The following is a 14,159-nucleotide window of genomic DNA, read 5'->3' on the forward strand; positions in this document are numbered from 1 at the left end:
TCTTTCTCCGAGCGGGGTGCGGCCCTCGCACGTCACCCGCGAAGACCCGGGGAAGCGTAACAGGCTCCCCACAGGGTCCGACGATGCATGGTGGATGTGGCGAGGGCGCGGGCGGCTTCCGCCGCCCGCGCCCTGTCACAGCCATCTTTCGAAAGGCAGGTCAGCGTGCCGTCACAGGACGGTGGTGCTGCCGCCGGCTGCCTCGATCTTCTCCTTCGCCGATCCGGAGAACGCGTTGGCGCTCACCTGGACGGCGACGGACAGGTCACCCTGGCCGAGGACCTTGACCGGCAGGCTGTCGCGGACGGCGCCCTTGGCGACCAGGTCCTCGACGGTCACGGTGCCACCCTCGGGGAAGAGCTCGTTGATGCGGTCGAGGTTGACGACCTGGAACTCCACCTTGAAGGGGTTCTTGAAGCCCTTCAGCTTGGGCAGACGCATGTGGATCGGCATCTGGCCACCCTCGAAGGCGACCGGGACCTGGTAACGGGCCTTGGTGCCCTTGGTACCACGACCGGACGTCTTGCCCTTCGAGCCCTCACCGCGACCCACACGGGTCTTCGCGGTCTTGGCGCCGGGAGCCGGACGCAGGTGGTGCAGCTTGAGCGTCATGTCACTCCACCTCCTCGACCGTCACGAGGTGACGGACGGTGTTGACCATGCCCCGGATCTCCGGGCGGTCTTCCTTGACGACGACGTCACCGATGCGCTTGAGGCCAAGGGTGCGCAGGGTCTCGCGCTGGTTGGCCTTGACGCCGATGATGCCCTTCTTCTGCTGGACCTTCAGCTGTGCCATCAGGACGACACCTCCTGCGACACGCCCTCGGGCACCTCGGCGCGGGCCCTGAGCAGCGCCGCCGGAGCGACGTCCTCGACCCGCAGGCCACGGCGAGCCGCGACGGCCTCCGGCTGCTCCAGCATCCGCAGCGCCTCGACGGTCGCGTGCACGATGTTGATCTGGTTGGACGAACCGAGCGACTTGCTCAGGACGTCGTGGATGCCGGCGCACTCGAGCACCGCGCGCACCGGGCCACCGGCGATCACACCGGTACCGGGAGCGGCGGGACGCAGCATGACCACGCCGGCCGCCTTCTCGCCCTGGACCGGGTGCGGGATCGTGCCCTGGATGCGGGGGACGCGGAAGAAGTGCTTCTTCGCCTCCTCGACACCCTTGGCGATCGCGGCCGGAACTTCCTTCGCCTTGCCGTAGCCGACGCCGACCAGACCCTCACCGTCACCGACGATCACGAGGGCGGTGAAGCTGAAGCGACGACCACCCTTCACGACCTTGGCGACACGGTTGATCGCAACGACGCGCTCGATGTAGGCGGTCTTGTCAGCAGCCTGGCCGCCGCGACGGTCGTCGCGGTTGCCTCGGCGCTCGCCACCGCGCTGTCCGCGCTGGGCTCCGCTCATGAGACTTTCCTCTTCTCTCTCTTGCTTGTCTTGCGATCAGAACGTCAGGCCGCCCTCGCGGGCGCCATCGGCAAGGGCCGCGATGCGGCCGTGGTACTTGTTGCCGGCGCGGTCGAAGACCACGCCGTCGATTCCGGCGGCCTTGGCACGCTCGGCCACCAGCTCGCCGACCTTCTTGGCCTTGGCGGTCTTGTCGCCCTCGAAGGACCGCAGGTCCTTCTCGGTGGTCGACGCGAACGCAAGGGTCTTGCCGACCAGGTCGTCCACGACCTGAGCGGTCATGTGCTTCGAGGAGCGGGTCACGACGAGGCGCGGACGCTCGGCGGTGCCGGCGACCTTCTTGCGGCCCCGCACCTGACGGCGCAGGCGCGACTTGACGCGACCCGCAGTGTGCTTGTTGTTCTTCAGCGAGATCGCCATGGTCACTTACCAGCCTTTCCGACCTTGCGGCGGATTTGCTCGCCGGCGTAGCGAACGCCCTTGCCCTTGTACGGCTCGGGCTTGCGCAGCTTGCGGATGTTGGCCGCAACCTCACCGACGAGCTGCTTGTCGATGCCCTGGACGCCGAGCCGGGTCGGGCCGTCCACGGTGAACGTGATGCCCTCGGGCGCGTTGAACGTGATGGGGTGGGAGTAACCGAGCTGGAACTCCAGCTGGGTCGGGCCCTTGGACAGGACGCGGTAACCCACGCCCACGATCTCGAGCTTCTTCTCGTACCCCTCGGTGACACCCACGACCATGTTGTTCACGAGCGTCCGGGTCAACCCGTGGCGGGCCCGGCTCTCGCGCTCGTCGTCGGGCCGGGTCACGTTGAGGACGTCGTCGTTCTTCTCGATGGTGATCGGGGAGACCACCGTGTGGCTCAGGGTGCCCTTCGGGCCCTTGACCGTCACCAGCGAGCCGTCGATCGCCACGTCGACACCCGAGGGCACGACGACGGGCATTCTTCCGATGCGCGACATGTCAGTTCTCCTTCTCGGGTCTCGGGCTACCAGACGTAGGCGAGGACTTCCCCACCCACGCCCTTCTGGTTGGCCTGGCGGTCGGTCAGCAGGCCCTGGCTCGTCGAGATGATCGCGACGCCCAGGCCGCCGAGCACCTTCGGGAGACCCGTGTGCTTGGCGTAGACCCGAAGACCGGGCTTGCTGATGCGGCGAACGCCCGCGATGGAGCGCTCACGGTTGCGGCCGTACTTCAGCGTGATGGTCAGCGTCTTGCCGACCTCACCCTCGGCCGGCTCCTTCACGTCGAACGACGTGATGTAGCCCTCCTGCTGGAGGATCTCCGCGACGCCCTGCTTGAGCTTGCTGTACGGCATGGTCACCGCGTCGTGGTACGCCTGGTTGGCGTTACGCAGACGAGTGAGCATGTCTGCGATCGGGTCAGTCATCGTCATGGCCGCGAGGCCCTTTCTCCACCGTGGTTTCGCACCTGCATCTCAGGTACGACCTGCAGCGATCGTTGTTAGAAGTGGATCGGTGATTGAGGAGGTTGCACAGCAACCGTCTCGAAATCGGTCACCAAGAGGACTTGGTCACGCCGGGCAGCTCGCCGCGGTGCGCCATCTCCCGCAGGCAGATGCGGCACAGGCCGAACTTGCGGTAGACGGCCTTGGGCCGGCCGCAACGCTGGCAGCGGGTGTAACCGCGGACAGCGAACTTCGGCTTGCGGGCGGCCTTGACCTTCAGAGCGGTCTTCGCCATGTCAGTTCTCCTTGAAGGGGAAGCCGAGCTGCTTGAGCAGCGCCCGACCCTGGTCGTCGTTGGTGGCCGTGGTCACGATCGTGATGTCCATGCCGCGCGACCGGTCGATCCTGTCCTGGTCGATCTCGTGGAACATGACCTGCTCGGTGAGACCGAAGGTGTAGTTGCCGCGACCGTCGAACTGCTTCGGCGAGAGGCCGCGGAAGTCACGGATACGGGGCAGCGCGAGCGACAGCAGCCGGTCCAGGAACTCCCACATCCGGTCGCCGCGCAGCGTGGTGTGCGCACCGATCGGCATGCCCTCGCGCAGCTTGAACTGCGCGATGGACTTGCGGGCCTTGGTGACCAGCGGCTTCTGACCGGTGATCGCGGTGAGGTCCTTGACCGCACCCTCGATCAGCTTCGAGTCGCGAGCCGCCTCGCCGACGCCCATGTTGACCACGATCTTGGTCAGGCCGGGCACCTGCATGACGTTCTTGATGTCGAACTCGGACTGCAGCGCGGGGAGGATCTCCTCGCGGTAGCGGGTCTTCAGGCGCGGGGTCACCGCGGCCGAGGTCTGGGTCTCGGTCATCAGATCTCCTTGCCGGTCTTGCGCGAGATGCGAACGCTGCGCGTCGAGGAGTACGTCGAGCCGTCCGGACGGCGCTTGGTGACCTCGTCGCGGCGGAAGCCGATGCGGGTCACGCCCTCGCCCTCCACGAGCATCACGTTCGAGACGTGGATCGGGGCCTCGGCGGTGATGATGCCGCCGGTGGTGCCGGCGCGACCGCCCTGGTTCTGCACCTTGGTGTGGCGCTTGATCCGGTTGACGCCCTCGACGATCACCCGCTGCTCCTCACGGAGCACCTGGATGACCTTGCCCTCGGCACCCTTGTCCTTGCCGGCGATCACCTTGACGGTGTCGCCCTTCTTGATGTTCACGCTGTTCTTGCCCATGAGTCAGAGCACCTCCGGCGCGAGCGAGATGATCTTCATGAACTTCTTCTCGCGCAGCTCGCGGCCCACCGGGCCGAAAATGCGGGTGCCTCGCGGCTCGCCGTCGTTCTTGAGGATGACGGCGGCGTTCTCGTCGAAGCGGATGTACGAACCGTCGGGACGGCGACGCTCCTTCACGGTGCGCACGACAACGGCCTTGACGACGTCACCCTTCTTCACGTTGCCACCGGGGATCGCGTCCTTCACGGTGGCAACGATGACGTCGCCGATACCGGCGTAGCGCCGACCCGAGCCGCCGAGAACACGGATGCAGAGGATCTCCTTCGCACCGGTGTTGTCGGCGACCTTGAGTCGCGACTCCTGCTGGATCATTGTCTCTCCTGGTTGTCGAGCTGGTTCTCAGCGCCTCGCGGACGGTGAGCCTGGCCGAACTGATGTGGTTGTCCTCGCCGGAAGGCGAGAGGGTTACTTCGCCTTCTCGAGGATCTGCACGACGCGCCACCGCTTGGTGGCGGACAGCGGCCGGGTCTCCATCAGGAGGACGCGGTCGCCGATGCCGCACTCGTTCTGCTCGTCGTGCGCCTTCAGCTTGCTGGTGCGGCGCATGACCTTGCCGTACAGCGCGTGCTTGACGCGATCCTCGACGGACACGACCACGGTCTTGTCCATCTTGTCGCTGACGACCAGGCCCTCGCGGACCTTGCGAGCGTTGCGCTCGACCTTGTTGTCGGTGGTCTGCTCGCTCATGCGGCGCCCCCTTCAGAGCTGGGCTCGTTGTCAGAACCCGGAGCGGTCCGGATGCCGAGCTCGCGCTCGCGCACCACGGTGTAGATCCGGGCGATGTCCTTCTTGACCGTGCGGAGCCGGCCGTGGCTCTCCAGCTGGCCGGTGGCCGCCTGGAAGCGGAGGTTGAAGAGCTCCTCCTTGGACTCGCGCAGCTTGGCCTCGAGGTCGATGTTGGTCATCTCGTCGAGCTCGTGAGCAGTCGTAGCCATCAGAATTCACCTGCCTCACGGGAGACGAAGCGGCACTTCATGGGGAGCTTGTGCATCGCGCGGCGCATGGCCTCGCGGGCGATCTCCTCCGAAACACCGGAGAGTTCGAACATGACGCGGCCGGGCTTGACGTTGGCGATCCACCACTCCGGCGAGCCCTTGCCGGAACCCATGCGGGTCTCGGCGGGCTTCTTGGTCAGCGGGCGGTCGGGGTAGATGTTGATCCACACCTTTCCACCGCGCTTGATGTGGCGGGTCATCGCGATACGCGCCGACTCGATCTGGCGGTTGGTCACGTAGTGGCCCTCGACCGCCTGGATGCCGAAGTCGCCGAAGGCGAGCTTCGTGCCACCCTTGGCCGCACCCGTCCGCTTGGGGTGGTGCTGCTTGCGGTGCTTGACACGACGGGGCATCAACATGGTGTTCAGGCCTCCTTACCGGAGTCAGCGGCGGGAGCAGCGGCCTCGGCCGGAGCGTCCTGGGCCGGGGTCTCGGCGGCGCGGTCCGAACGGCTCGGACGGTCGCCACGCGAGCCACGGCTCGGACGGTCGCCGCCACGCGAGGGACGACCGCCGCGGCCGGGGACGCCGGCGCGGGCAGCGGCCTGGGCCTGGCGCTCGGCACGGGTGCCGGCGACCTCGCCCTTGTAGATCCAGACCTTCACACCGATGCGGCCGAAGGTGGTCTTGGCCTCGTAGAAGCCGTAGTCGATGTCGGCACGCAGGGTGTGCAGGGGCACGCGGCCCTCGCGGTAGAACTCGGTGCGCGACATCTCGGCGCCGTTGAGGCGGCCCGAGCACTGGATCCGGATGCCCTTGGCACCGGAACGCATCGAGGTCTGCATGGCCTTGCGCATCGCGCGGCGGAACTGCACGCGGCCGGCGAGCTGCTCGGCGACACCCTGGGCGACCAGCTGAGCGTCGACCTCGGGGTTCTTGACCTCGAGGATGTTCAGCTGGACCTGCTTGCCGGTGAGCTTCTCCAGCTCGCCACGGATGCGGTCGGCCTCGGCGCCACGGCGACCGATGACGATGCCCGGACGCGCGGTGTGGATGTCCACCCGCACGCGGTCCCGGGTGCGCTCGATCTCGACCTTGGCGATGCCGGCGCGCTCCATGCCCTTGGACAGCAGCTTGCGGATCGCGACGTCCTCACCGACGTAGCTCTTGTAGAGCTTGTCGGCGTACCAGCGGCTCTTGTGGTCCGTCGAGATCCCCAGGCGGAAGCCGTTCGGGTTGATTTCTGTCCCATCAGGCACTCTTCCTGTTCTTGGGGGTCGCCTTCTTGTCTGCGACCACAGCGGCCGGCTGAACCGCCAGCGTGATGTGGCTCGTGCGCTTGTTGATCCGCGTCGCGCGGCCCTGGGCACGAGGACGCCACCGCTTCATGGTCGGACCCTCGTCCACGGTGCAGACGGAGACGACCAGGTCACCGGCGTCGAGACCCTCGGTGGTCTCGGCGTTGGCGACGGCGCTCTCCAGCACCTTGTAGACGGTCTCCGAGGCGGCCTGCGGCGCGAACTGCAGCAGCGCCAGGGCATCCCCGACGGGAAGGCCGCGGACCATGTCGACGACACGACGGGCCTTCATCGGGCTGATCCGCACGAAGCGTGCGCTCGCGAAGGCACCCGGCTGGTCGCCGAGCAGCGACTCGGCGGCGTGCGCTGACGCGCTGGCGGTCGGTGGTGCTCATCGACGGCGCCCCTTCCGATCTTCCTTGACGTGCCCGCGGTAGGTGCGGGTGGGAGCGAACTCCCGAGCTTGTGGCCGACCATCGAGTCGGTCACGAAGACCGGCACGTGCTTGCGACCGTCGTGGACGGCGATCGTGTGACCGATCATGTCCGGGACGATCATCGAGCGGCGCGACCAGGTCTTGATGACGTTGTGGGTGCCCTTCTCGTTCTCCGCGTCCACCTTCTTCTGCAGGTGGCCGTCGATGAAGGGGCCCTTCTTCAGGCTGCGAGGCATCTCAGTTACTTCCTACCCTTGCCGGACTTGCGGCGACGGATGATCTGCGAGTCAGAGGCCTTGCGCTTGCGCGTACGGCCCTCGGGCTTGCCCCAGGGGGACACCGGGTGACGACCACCGGACGTCTTGCCCTCGCCACCACCGTGCGGGTGGTCGACGGGGTTCATGACGACACCGCGGACGGTCGGACGCTTGCCCTTCCAGCGCATGCGGCCGGCCTTGCCCCAGTTGATGTTCGACTGCTCGGCGTTGCCGACCTCGCCCACGGTCGCGCGGCAGCGCACGTCGACGAAGCGCATCTCCCCCGACGGCATGCGCAGCGTGGCGCGCGAGCCCTCGCGGGCCACGAGCTGGGCGCTGTTGCCGGCCGAGCGGGCGATCTTGGCACCGCCACCGGGACGAAGCTCCACGCAGTGGATGGTCGTACCGACGGGGATGTTGCGCAGCGGCAGGTTGTTGCCCGGCTTGATGTCGGCGCCGGTGCCCGACTCGACCGGGGTGCCCTGGCGCAGGTCCTTCGGCGCGATGATGTAGCGCTTCTCGCCGTCGGCGTAGTGCAGGAGCGCGATGCGCGCGGTCCGGTTCGGGTCGTACTCGATGTGCGCGACCTTGGCGGGCACGCCGTCCTTGTCGTAGCGACGGAAGTCGATGATGCGGTAGGCGCGCTTGTGACCGCCACCCTGGTGCCGGGTGGTGATCCGGCCCTGGTTGTTACGGCCGCCCTTCTTGGGCAGCGGACGCGTCAGCGACTTCTCCGGCGTGGTCCGGGTCACCTCGACGAAGTCGGCGACCGACGAGCCACGACGGCCCGGGGTGGTCGGCTTGTACTTGCGGATAGCCATTTCTCAGTCCTCGTATCAGTAGCCGGTCAGGAGACCGGACCTCCGAAGATGTCGATGCGGTGGCCCTCGGCGAGGCTGACGATCGCGCGCTTGGTGTCGGCACGCTTGCCGAGACCGTTGCGGGTACGACGCGTCTTGCCCTGTCGGTTGATGGTGTTGACCGACGTGACCTTGACGTTGAACACCTTCTCGACCGCGATCTTGATCTCGGTCTTGTTGGCGTCCGGGCGCACGATGAAGGTGTACTTGTTCGCGTCGAGCAGGCCGTAGCTCTTCTCGGACACGACCGGTGCGATCAGGATGTCGCGGTGGTCCTTGTGCAGGGTGCTCACTTCGAGCCCTCCTTGGCGGTGCCGGACACGAACACGTCGTACGCGCCCTTGGTGAAGACGATGTCGTCGCAGGCCAGCACGTCGTACGGTTGAGCTGGTCGACGGCCACGATGTGCACCTCGGGGGCGTTGCGCAGCGACAGCCAGGTGAGGGCGTCGTTGCGCTCGAGGACCACGAGGAACCGCGTGCGGTCCGACAGGCCCGACAGGCCGGCCAGGGCCGACTTGGTGGAGGCTTGTCACCCGAGAACAGCGACTCGACCACGTGGATGCGGTCGTTGCGCGCCCGGTCGGAGAGGGCGCCACGCAGGGCGGCGGCCTTCATCTTCTTGGGGGTGCGCTGGTCGTAGCTGCGCGGCTGCGGGCCGTGGACGGTGCCACCACCGGCGAACTGCGGCGCACGGGTCGAACCCTGGCGGGCGCGGCCGGTGCCCTTCTGCTTGTAGGGCTTCTTGCCACCACCGCGGACCTCGCCGCGAGTCTTGGTGGCGTGGGTGCCCTGGCGAGCCGCGGCCTGCTGGGCGACGACCACCTGGTGGATCAGCGGGACGTTGACCGCCACGTCGAAGATCTCGGCGGGGAAGTCGACCTTGAGGGTCTTGACCGCGCTGGTGGACGAGGACTTGGTAGCCATGCTCACGCCTCCTGGATCTGCTTGGCGGCCGAGCGGAGCACCACGAGACCACCCTTGGGGCCGGGAACGGCGCCCTTGAGGAGGATCAGGCCCTTCTCGGTGTCGACCGCGTGGACGGTGACGTTCTGGGTGGTGACGGTGTCGGCACCCATCCGGCCGGCCATCCGCACACCCTTGAACACGCGACCGGGCGTGGCGCAGGCGCCGATCGAACCGGGCTTGCGGTGGTTGCGGTGGGCACCGTGCGAGGCGCCCACACCGGAGAAGCCGTGACGCTTCATCGTGCCGGCGAAGCCCTTGCCCTTGCTGGTGCCGGTGACGTCGATCTCCTCGCCTGCGGCGAAGGTGTCGACGGCCAGCTCCTGACCCACGGTGTACGTGGAGGCGTCAGCGGTGCGGATCTCGACGAGGTGGCGACGCGGGGTGGTCCCGGCCTTGGCGAAGTGACCGGCACGCGGCTTGTTCACCTTGCGGCCCTCGATCTCGCCGAAGCCGACCTGGACGGCGTTGTAGCCGTCGGTGGCGGGCTGGCGGACCTGGGTGACCACGTTGGTGCTCGCGGCGATCACGGTCACGGGGACGACGCGGTTGTTCTCGTCCCACAGCTGGGTCATGCCGAGCTTGGTGCCCAGCAGCCCCTTCACATTGCGTTCGAAAGTCATTTCAGTGACCTCAGAGCTTGATCTCGATGTCGACACCGGCAGGCAGGTCGAGTCGCATGAGCGAGTCGACCGTCTTCGGCGTGGGGTCGATGATGTCGATGAGGCGCTTGTGGGTGCGCATCTCGAAGTGCTCGCGGGAGTCCTTGTACTTGTGGGGCGAGCGGATGACGCAGTACACGTTCTTCTCGGTCGGCAGCGGCACGGGGCCGGCGACCTTGGCACCCGTACGGGTGACGGTGTCCACGATCTTGCGCGCCGAGGTGTCGATCACCTCGTGGTCATAGGCCTTGAGCCTGATGCGGATCTTCTGTCCCGCCATAGGTCTCTCTCGTCCTTAGTCAGTTCTGTGCCAGCCCTTGCGAGCCGGAACCGCGTGCCTTCGTTTCTCGACCTGGCCCCGGGTGAGGCCCTGCCGCCCTGCTCCACCACCCCGCTGCTCAGCCTTTCGGCCGACCCCCGCGGTCGGGCGTGTCGCAGGCACTGGGCGCGCGACACGAGACCGGGGTCCCGCAACTTGTTGGTGTCACTCGACGGGTTCGTCGAGTGGATCGGGTCTCCTCCCCTGCACTGATGCAGAGCCGGTGCGGCCGCACGCCAAACCACCGAAACCTCACAAGGAGACGCGATTCAGTAGTCAAGGTTGTGTTTCTGCCGCACCCCGGCGACCCGCCGGAGCAACCGGACTATCTTGGCAGAGATCCCGCGCAGCGCCAAATCGCTTCCCGGGGCTGCGGAAAGGGTGTCCTCTGACAGGATGTGCGCGCTGAAGGACGCGGCCCAGAGGGGGATGTGATGTCGGGCAGTGAGTGGTACCCGCCGCCGGGACCGGCGACGCCTCCCGGCCAGTCTGCTCCACCTCCCGGTTGGGCGCCACCGCCCCCGGGCTGGGCCCCACCACCGGCTCCGGGCTGGGCGCCTCCCCCGGGCCCGCCGCCCGGCATGCTCGGCGCCGCGCACAAGCCCGGTGCCCTGCCCCTGCGCCCGCTGGCCATCGGCGACATGTACGACGCGGCGTTCCGCATCATCCGCTTCAACCCCAAGGCGACTGTCGGGTCCGCCGTGCTGGTGGCGGCGGTCGCGATGGCGATCCCGGTGGTGGTGACGGCCCTGCTGTCCTGGACCGTCGACCTCTCGCTCGACCGGTCGGGCGGGGACGTGTCCGGATCCGACGTCGCGGGCATGGTGGGCGCCTTCGGCTCCCTCGGGCTCGGCAGCGTCCTGCAGTCGATCGGGCTGATCCTGGTCACCGGGATGATCGCCCACGTCACGGCCGCGGCCGCGATCGGCCGGCGCCTCTCCTTGGGCGAGGCCTGGCGCGCCACGCACGGCAAGCGGTGGCGCCTGATCGGGCTGACGTTCCTCCTCGGCCTGATGCTGACCGGGATCATCGCCGGCTACGCGCTGACGTGGGTGCCGGTCGTGATGCTCGCGCACGGCTGGCAGGTCGCCAGCTACGGGATCGTCACCGTGCCCCTCTTCCTCTGCTTCCTGGTGTGGTTCTGGGTGCGGGTCTACTACCTGCCGGTGCCTGCGCTGATGCTCGAGCCGATCGGCGTCACCGCCGCGATCGGCCGCGCCTTCCGGTTGACGCGCCGGCAGTTCTGGCGCACCTTCGGCATCGCCCTGCTCACCGTGATCATCGCCCAGATCGCGGGGTCGATCCTGGCGATGCCGGTCTCGCTGGTGGGCCAGGCGATGCTGATGGGAGCCGGGTCGGCGAAGTACGGCGTCCTGGCCCTCGTCGTGACCAACGCGCTCACCTCGGTGATCTCGGCCGCCTTCGTGGCCCCGTTCACCACCACGGTCGCCTCCCTGCAGTACCTCGACCAGCGGATGCGCAAGGAGGCGTACGACGTCGAGCTGATGGCCCGGGCCGGGATCGTCCCCTCGTGATCCCCGCCGGCCTGCTGCGGACCGCCCCGCCCCTGGACCCGTCCGGGGACGAGGGGCGGTCGTGGCTGCGCCGGGAGCTCATGCACCCCGAGTACCACCAGCAGAACCTCGTGGAGCAGGTCATCAACTGGCTCCAGCGCCAGGTGCAGCGGGGCGTCGACGCCGCCAGCCACGCTCCCCCGCTGTCGACCTTCGCCGCCATGGTCGTCCTGCTGCTGCTCGTCGGCGGGCTGGCCTGGCTGCTCTCCCGGACCCGCCGGACCGCCCACCGGGCCGCCGCGCGAGGACCGGTCCTCGGCGACGCGACCGTGACGGCCGACCAGCTGCGCGGCCGTGCCGAGGCGGCCCTGGCCGAGGGGCGGCACGCCGACGCCCTCGTGGACGCGTTCCGGGCGCTGGCCGTGCGCCAGGTCGAGCGCGGCCGGCTCGACGACCTCCCCGGCGCCACTGCGCACGAGGTGGCGGTCGCGCTCGCTGCGGCGTACCCCGAGCAGGGCGGGCGGGTCGACGGCAGCGCAGCGGCCTTCGACGCGGTGCTCTACGGCCACCACCCGGCGGCGCGGGAGCAGGCCGCCGGCGTCCTCGCCCTCGACGACGAGCTGGCGGCGCGCCGATGAGCGCCACCGCGACGGCCTCGGCACCCGCCACGCCGGCCACCTCCTGGTGGGGGCGCCAGCGCGCCACCCTCCTGATCGTCCTCGGCCTCGCCGCGGCGGTCGTCGTGGTGCTCGTGCTGGGGGGTGGCGGGGTCCGCACCTCGACCCCGCTCGACCCGGACAACCCGGACCCGGCGGGCGCCCAGGCGCTGGCCCGGGTGCTGGAGGACCACGGCGTCGACGTCACCGTCGTCCGTGGCGCCGACGCGCTGGCGCGGGCGGGTGTCCAGGCGGGCACCACGGTCCTGGTGACCTCGACCGACCAGCTCGGCGACAGCACGGTCCGCCGGATGCTCGACGACACCCGCGGTGCCCGACTCGTGCTGGCCGGTCCCGGACCGGGGACCACGGCCGCCCTGGGAGTCTCCGGGCTGCCCTTCACCGTCTCGGTCGGCGACGCCCGCCCGGCGGGCTGCGACGACCCACGCTTCGCCGACCTGTCGATGCAGGTCGACCACGCGCTGGAGTACCCCGGGCCCGACGGCTGCTTCGGGGGCGAGCACGGCGCGCTGGTGGCCGAGCCGCGCCAGGGCCTGACCCTGCTGGGAGCGTCCGAGGCGCTCAGCAACGACCAGGTGCTGCGGTCCGACAACGCGGCCGTCCTGCTCCGCCTGCTCGGTGGCGGGAACCGGCTGGTGTGGTACGTCCCCTCGATCGACGACCTGGTCGCGGACGACGGCGTCAGCCTGTCGACGCTGCTCCCCCGGTGGATCCGGCCCGGCCTCTGGCTCGGCGCCCTCGCCCTGGTGGCGCTCGTGGCCTGGCGGGCCCGCCGGCTGGGTCCCCTGGCCACCGAGCCGCTGCCCGTCGTGGTCAAGGCCATCGAGACCACGCACAGCCGCGGCCGCCTCTACCGCCGGTCGGGCGACCGGGCGCACGCCGCGGACGCCCTGCGCTCGGCCGCCCGCTCCCGGGCCCGCGAACGCCTGCAGCTGGGAGCCGGCGACGACACCGCGCTGGTGCGCGCGGTCGCCCACCAGGTCGGGCGCCCGGTCGAGGCCGTCGCGCTCCTCCTCGGCCCGGACGGCCCCGCCCCGACCACCGACCACGACCTGATTGCTCTGGCCAACGACCTGGCCGCACTCGACAGAGAGGTACGCCGCACATGAACACCGGAACCACGCAGGCCGAGCACCCCGTCGGCCCCGGGCCGGAGGCCGGCGCCGAGGCCCGCGAGCGGCTCGCCGCCGTACGCGCGGAGGTCGCGAAGGCCGTCGTCGGTCAGGACGCGGCCGTCTCCGGGCTGCTCGTCGCCCTGCTGTGCGGGGGCCACGTCCTCATGGAGGGCGTGCCCGGGGTCGCCAAGACGCTGCTGGTGCGCACCCTCGCGGGCGCGCTCTCGGTCGACACCCGCCGCGTGCAGTTCACCCCCGACCTGATGCCCGGCGACATCACCGGCTCGATGGTCATCGACAGCAACCGCGGCGAGCTCAGCTTCCGCGAAGGCCCGCTCTTCACCAACCTGCTGCTGGCCGACGAGATCAACCGGACCCCGCCCAAGACCCAGTCGGCGCTCCTCGAGGCCATGGAGGAGGGCACCGTGTCGGTCGACGGGGTCTCGCGCGACCTGCCGACGCCGTTCCTGGTGGCGGCCACCCAGAACCCGGTGGAGTACGAAGGCACCTATCCGCTGCCCGAGGCCCAGCTCGACCGCTTCCTGCTCAAGGTCGTCCTGCCGGTACCCGAGCGCGCCTCGGAGCTGGAGATCCTGCGCCGGCACGCCGACGGCTTCGACCCGCGCGACGTGGCGGCCGCCGGGGTGTCGCCGGTCGCCGGCGTCGCGGACATCGCCGCCGGCCAGGCCGCCGTACGCCGCGTGCAGGTGTCGCAGGAGGTGGCCGGCTACATCGTCGACATCGCCCGCGCCACCCGTCAGTCGCCCTCGCTGAGCCTCGGGGTCAGCCCTCGAGGGGCGACCGCGTTGCTGCGGGCGGCGCGCGCGTGGGCGTGGCTGACCGGGCGCGACTTCGTGACACCCGACGACGTCAAGGCGCTGGCCCACGCGACGCTGGTGCACCGGCTGGGGCTGCGTCCCGAGGCCGAGCTCGAGGGGGTCGACGTCGCCCAGGTGCTCGGCAGCGCCCTGGGGTCCGTGCCGGTGCCGCGGTGAACGAGCTCT

22 protein-coding genes and 3 pseudogenes are annotated in these 14,159 nt (G+C 69.4%); 4 read left to right on the forward strand and 21 right to left on the reverse strand.

Going from position 1 to position 14,159, the window contains the following annotated elements; translation table 11 throughout:
* Positions 1 to 171: 171 nt before the first annotated feature.
* The 21 genes and pseudogenes from rplO to rpsJ all read right to left on the reverse strand — a co-directional run bounded on the left by rplO (position 172) and on the right by rpsJ (position 9,810).
* The gene (gene rplO / locus H0S67_RS19210) at positions 172 to 612 is read right to left on the reverse strand and encodes a 50S ribosomal protein L15 (RefSeq protein WP_180934344.1); all 441 of its coding nucleotides are present in this window, start codon (positions 610 to 612) and stop codon (positions 172 to 174) included.
* A gap of 1 nt (position 613) precedes the next feature.
* Positions 614 to 796, reverse strand: coding sequence for a 50S ribosomal protein L30 (gene rpmD / locus H0S67_RS19215; protein ID WP_180934345.1), 183 nt, complete (start codon positions 794 to 796; stop codon positions 614 to 616).
* On the reverse strand, positions 796 to 1,416 hold the full coding sequence (gene rpsE / locus H0S67_RS19220; protein WP_180934346.1) for a 30S ribosomal protein S5: 621 nt from the start codon (positions 1,414 to 1,416) through the stop codon (positions 796 to 798). Before rpsE ends, rpmD begins: the two co-directional genes overlap by 1 nt.
* A 36-nt stretch (positions 1,417 to 1,452) precedes the next feature.
* A complete protein-coding gene (rplR, locus tag H0S67_RS19225) occupies positions 1,453 to 1,836 on the reverse strand; it encodes a 50S ribosomal protein L18 (RefSeq protein WP_180934347.1) in 384 nt (127 codons plus the stop codon).
* A gap of 2 nt (positions 1,837 to 1,838) precedes the next feature.
* Positions 1,839 to 2,378 carry a 50S ribosomal protein L6 gene (gene rplF / locus H0S67_RS19230; RefSeq protein WP_180934348.1) on the reverse strand — a complete coding sequence of 180 codons (540 nt, stop codon included), beginning with the start codon at positions 2,376 to 2,378 and terminating at the stop codon, positions 1,839 to 1,841.
* Between the two features lie 26 nt (positions 2,379 to 2,404).
* Entirely contained in the window at positions 2,405 to 2,812 is a 408-nt protein-coding gene (gene rpsH / locus H0S67_RS19235; RefSeq protein WP_180934349.1) for a 30S ribosomal protein S8, read from the reverse strand.
* Between the two features lie 121 nt (positions 2,813 to 2,933).
* Positions 2,934 to 3,119, reverse strand: a complete 186-nt coding sequence (locus H0S67_RS19240) for a type Z 30S ribosomal protein S14 (RefSeq protein WP_011757321.1) — start codon at positions 3,117 to 3,119, stop codon at positions 2,934 to 2,936.
* Position 3,120: 1 nt separating this feature from the next.
* Complete coding sequence (rplE, locus tag H0S67_RS19245; protein WP_180934350.1) at positions 3,121 to 3,693, reverse strand: 50S ribosomal protein L5; 573 nt, start codon at positions 3,691 to 3,693, stop codon at positions 3,121 to 3,123.
* Complete coding sequence (gene rplX / locus H0S67_RS19250; RefSeq protein WP_219635344.1) at positions 3,693 to 4,058, reverse strand: 50S ribosomal protein L24; 366 nt, start codon at positions 4,056 to 4,058, stop codon at positions 3,693 to 3,695. The genes rplE and rplX overlap by 1 nt, the downstream gene beginning before the upstream one ends.
* 3 nt (positions 4,059 to 4,061) lie before the next feature.
* Entirely contained in the window at positions 4,062 to 4,430 is a 369-nt protein-coding gene (gene rplN / locus H0S67_RS19255) for a 50S ribosomal protein L14 (RefSeq protein ID WP_011757324.1), read from the reverse strand.
* A gap of 93 nt (positions 4,431 to 4,523) precedes the next feature.
* Positions 4,524 to 4,805: a 30S ribosomal protein S17 gene (rpsQ, locus tag H0S67_RS19260; RefSeq protein ID WP_180934351.1), complete on the reverse strand. Its 282-nt coding sequence runs from the start codon at positions 4,803 to 4,805 to the stop codon at positions 4,524 to 4,526.
* Positions 4,802 to 5,053, reverse strand: a complete 252-nt coding sequence (gene rpmC, locus H0S67_RS19265) for a 50S ribosomal protein L29 (protein ID WP_180934352.1) — start codon at positions 5,051 to 5,053, stop codon at positions 4,802 to 4,804. The genes rpsQ and rpmC overlap by 4 nt, the downstream gene beginning before the upstream one ends.
* Positions 5,053 to 5,472, reverse strand: coding sequence for a 50S ribosomal protein L16 (gene rplP, locus H0S67_RS19270; protein ID WP_180934353.1), 420 nt, complete (start codon positions 5,470 to 5,472; stop codon positions 5,053 to 5,055). Before rplP ends, rpmC begins: the two co-directional genes overlap by 1 nt.
* Positions 5,473 to 5,477: 5 nt before the next feature.
* The gene (rpsC, locus tag H0S67_RS19275; RefSeq protein WP_180934354.1) at positions 5,478 to 6,311 is read right to left on the reverse strand and encodes a 30S ribosomal protein S3; all 834 of its coding nucleotides are present in this window, start codon (positions 6,309 to 6,311) and stop codon (positions 5,478 to 5,480) included.
* Positions 6,304 to 6,745: pseudogene (rplV, locus tag H0S67_RS19280) on the reverse strand (50S ribosomal protein L22). Before rplV ends, rpsC begins: the two are co-directional and overlap by 8 nt.
* A pseudogene (gene rpsS, locus H0S67_RS19285) lies at positions 6,742 to 7,022 on the reverse strand (30S ribosomal protein S19). The pseudogenes rplV and rpsS overlap by 4 nt, the downstream one beginning before the upstream one ends.
* 5 nt (positions 7,023 to 7,027) lie before the next feature.
* On the reverse strand, positions 7,028 to 7,864 hold the full coding sequence (gene rplB, locus H0S67_RS19290; protein WP_180934356.1) for a 50S ribosomal protein L2: 837 nt from the start codon (positions 7,862 to 7,864) through the stop codon (positions 7,028 to 7,030).
* 26 nt (positions 7,865 to 7,890) lie between these two features.
* Complete coding sequence (rplW, locus tag H0S67_RS27565) at positions 7,891 to 8,196, reverse strand: 50S ribosomal protein L23 (protein ID WP_219635345.1); 306 nt, start codon at positions 8,194 to 8,196, stop codon at positions 7,891 to 7,893.
* A gap of 26 nt (positions 8,197 to 8,222) precedes the next feature.
* Positions 8,223 to 8,829, reverse strand: a pseudogene (rplD, locus tag H0S67_RS27570) (50S ribosomal protein L4); the annotation flags it as partial.
* Positions 8,830 to 8,831: 2 nt separating this feature from the next.
* Positions 8,832 to 9,491 (reverse strand): 50S ribosomal protein L3, encoded by a 660-nt coding sequence (gene rplC, locus H0S67_RS19300; protein WP_180934358.1) that lies wholly within the window; start codon positions 9,489 to 9,491, stop codon positions 8,832 to 8,834.
* A 10-nt stretch (positions 9,492 to 9,501) separates the two neighbouring features.
* The gene (gene rpsJ, locus H0S67_RS19305; protein ID WP_008360994.1) at positions 9,502 to 9,810 is read right to left on the reverse strand and encodes a 30S ribosomal protein S10; all 309 of its coding nucleotides are present in this window, start codon (positions 9,808 to 9,810) and stop codon (positions 9,502 to 9,504) included.
* Between the two features lie 620 nt (positions 9,811 to 10,430).
* Here rpsJ and H0S67_RS19310 point away from each other — a divergent pair.
* From H0S67_RS19310 to H0S67_RS19325, 4 genes are read left to right on the forward strand one after another with little or no spacing between them, the layout of a single operon-like run.
* Positions 10,431 to 11,384: a hypothetical protein gene (locus tag H0S67_RS19310; RefSeq protein WP_180934359.1), complete on the forward strand. Its 954-nt coding sequence runs from the start codon at positions 10,431 to 10,433 to the stop codon at positions 11,382 to 11,384.
* Positions 11,381 to 12,001 carry a DUF4129 domain-containing protein gene (locus tag H0S67_RS19315; RefSeq protein ID WP_180934360.1) on the forward strand — a complete coding sequence of 207 codons (621 nt, stop codon included), beginning with the start codon at positions 11,381 to 11,383 and terminating at the stop codon, positions 11,999 to 12,001. Before H0S67_RS19310 ends, H0S67_RS19315 begins: the two co-directional genes overlap by 4 nt.
* Positions 11,998 to 13,149, forward strand: coding sequence for a DUF4350 domain-containing protein (locus tag H0S67_RS19320; protein WP_180934361.1), 1,152 nt, complete (start codon positions 11,998 to 12,000; stop codon positions 13,147 to 13,149). The genes H0S67_RS19315 and H0S67_RS19320 overlap by 4 nt, the downstream gene beginning before the upstream one ends.
* Complete coding sequence (locus H0S67_RS19325) at positions 13,146 to 14,150, forward strand: AAA family ATPase (protein WP_180934362.1); 1,005 nt, start codon at positions 13,146 to 13,148, stop codon at positions 14,148 to 14,150. Before H0S67_RS19320 ends, H0S67_RS19325 begins: the two co-directional genes overlap by 4 nt.
* Positions 14,151 to 14,159: the final 9 nt, after the last annotated feature.

This window comes from Nocardioides ungokensis (assembly GCF_013466985.1).
In the GTDB taxonomy this organism is placed as follows: Bacteria; Actinomycetota; Actinomycetes; order Propionibacteriales; family Nocardioidaceae; genus Nocardioides; species Nocardioides ungokensis.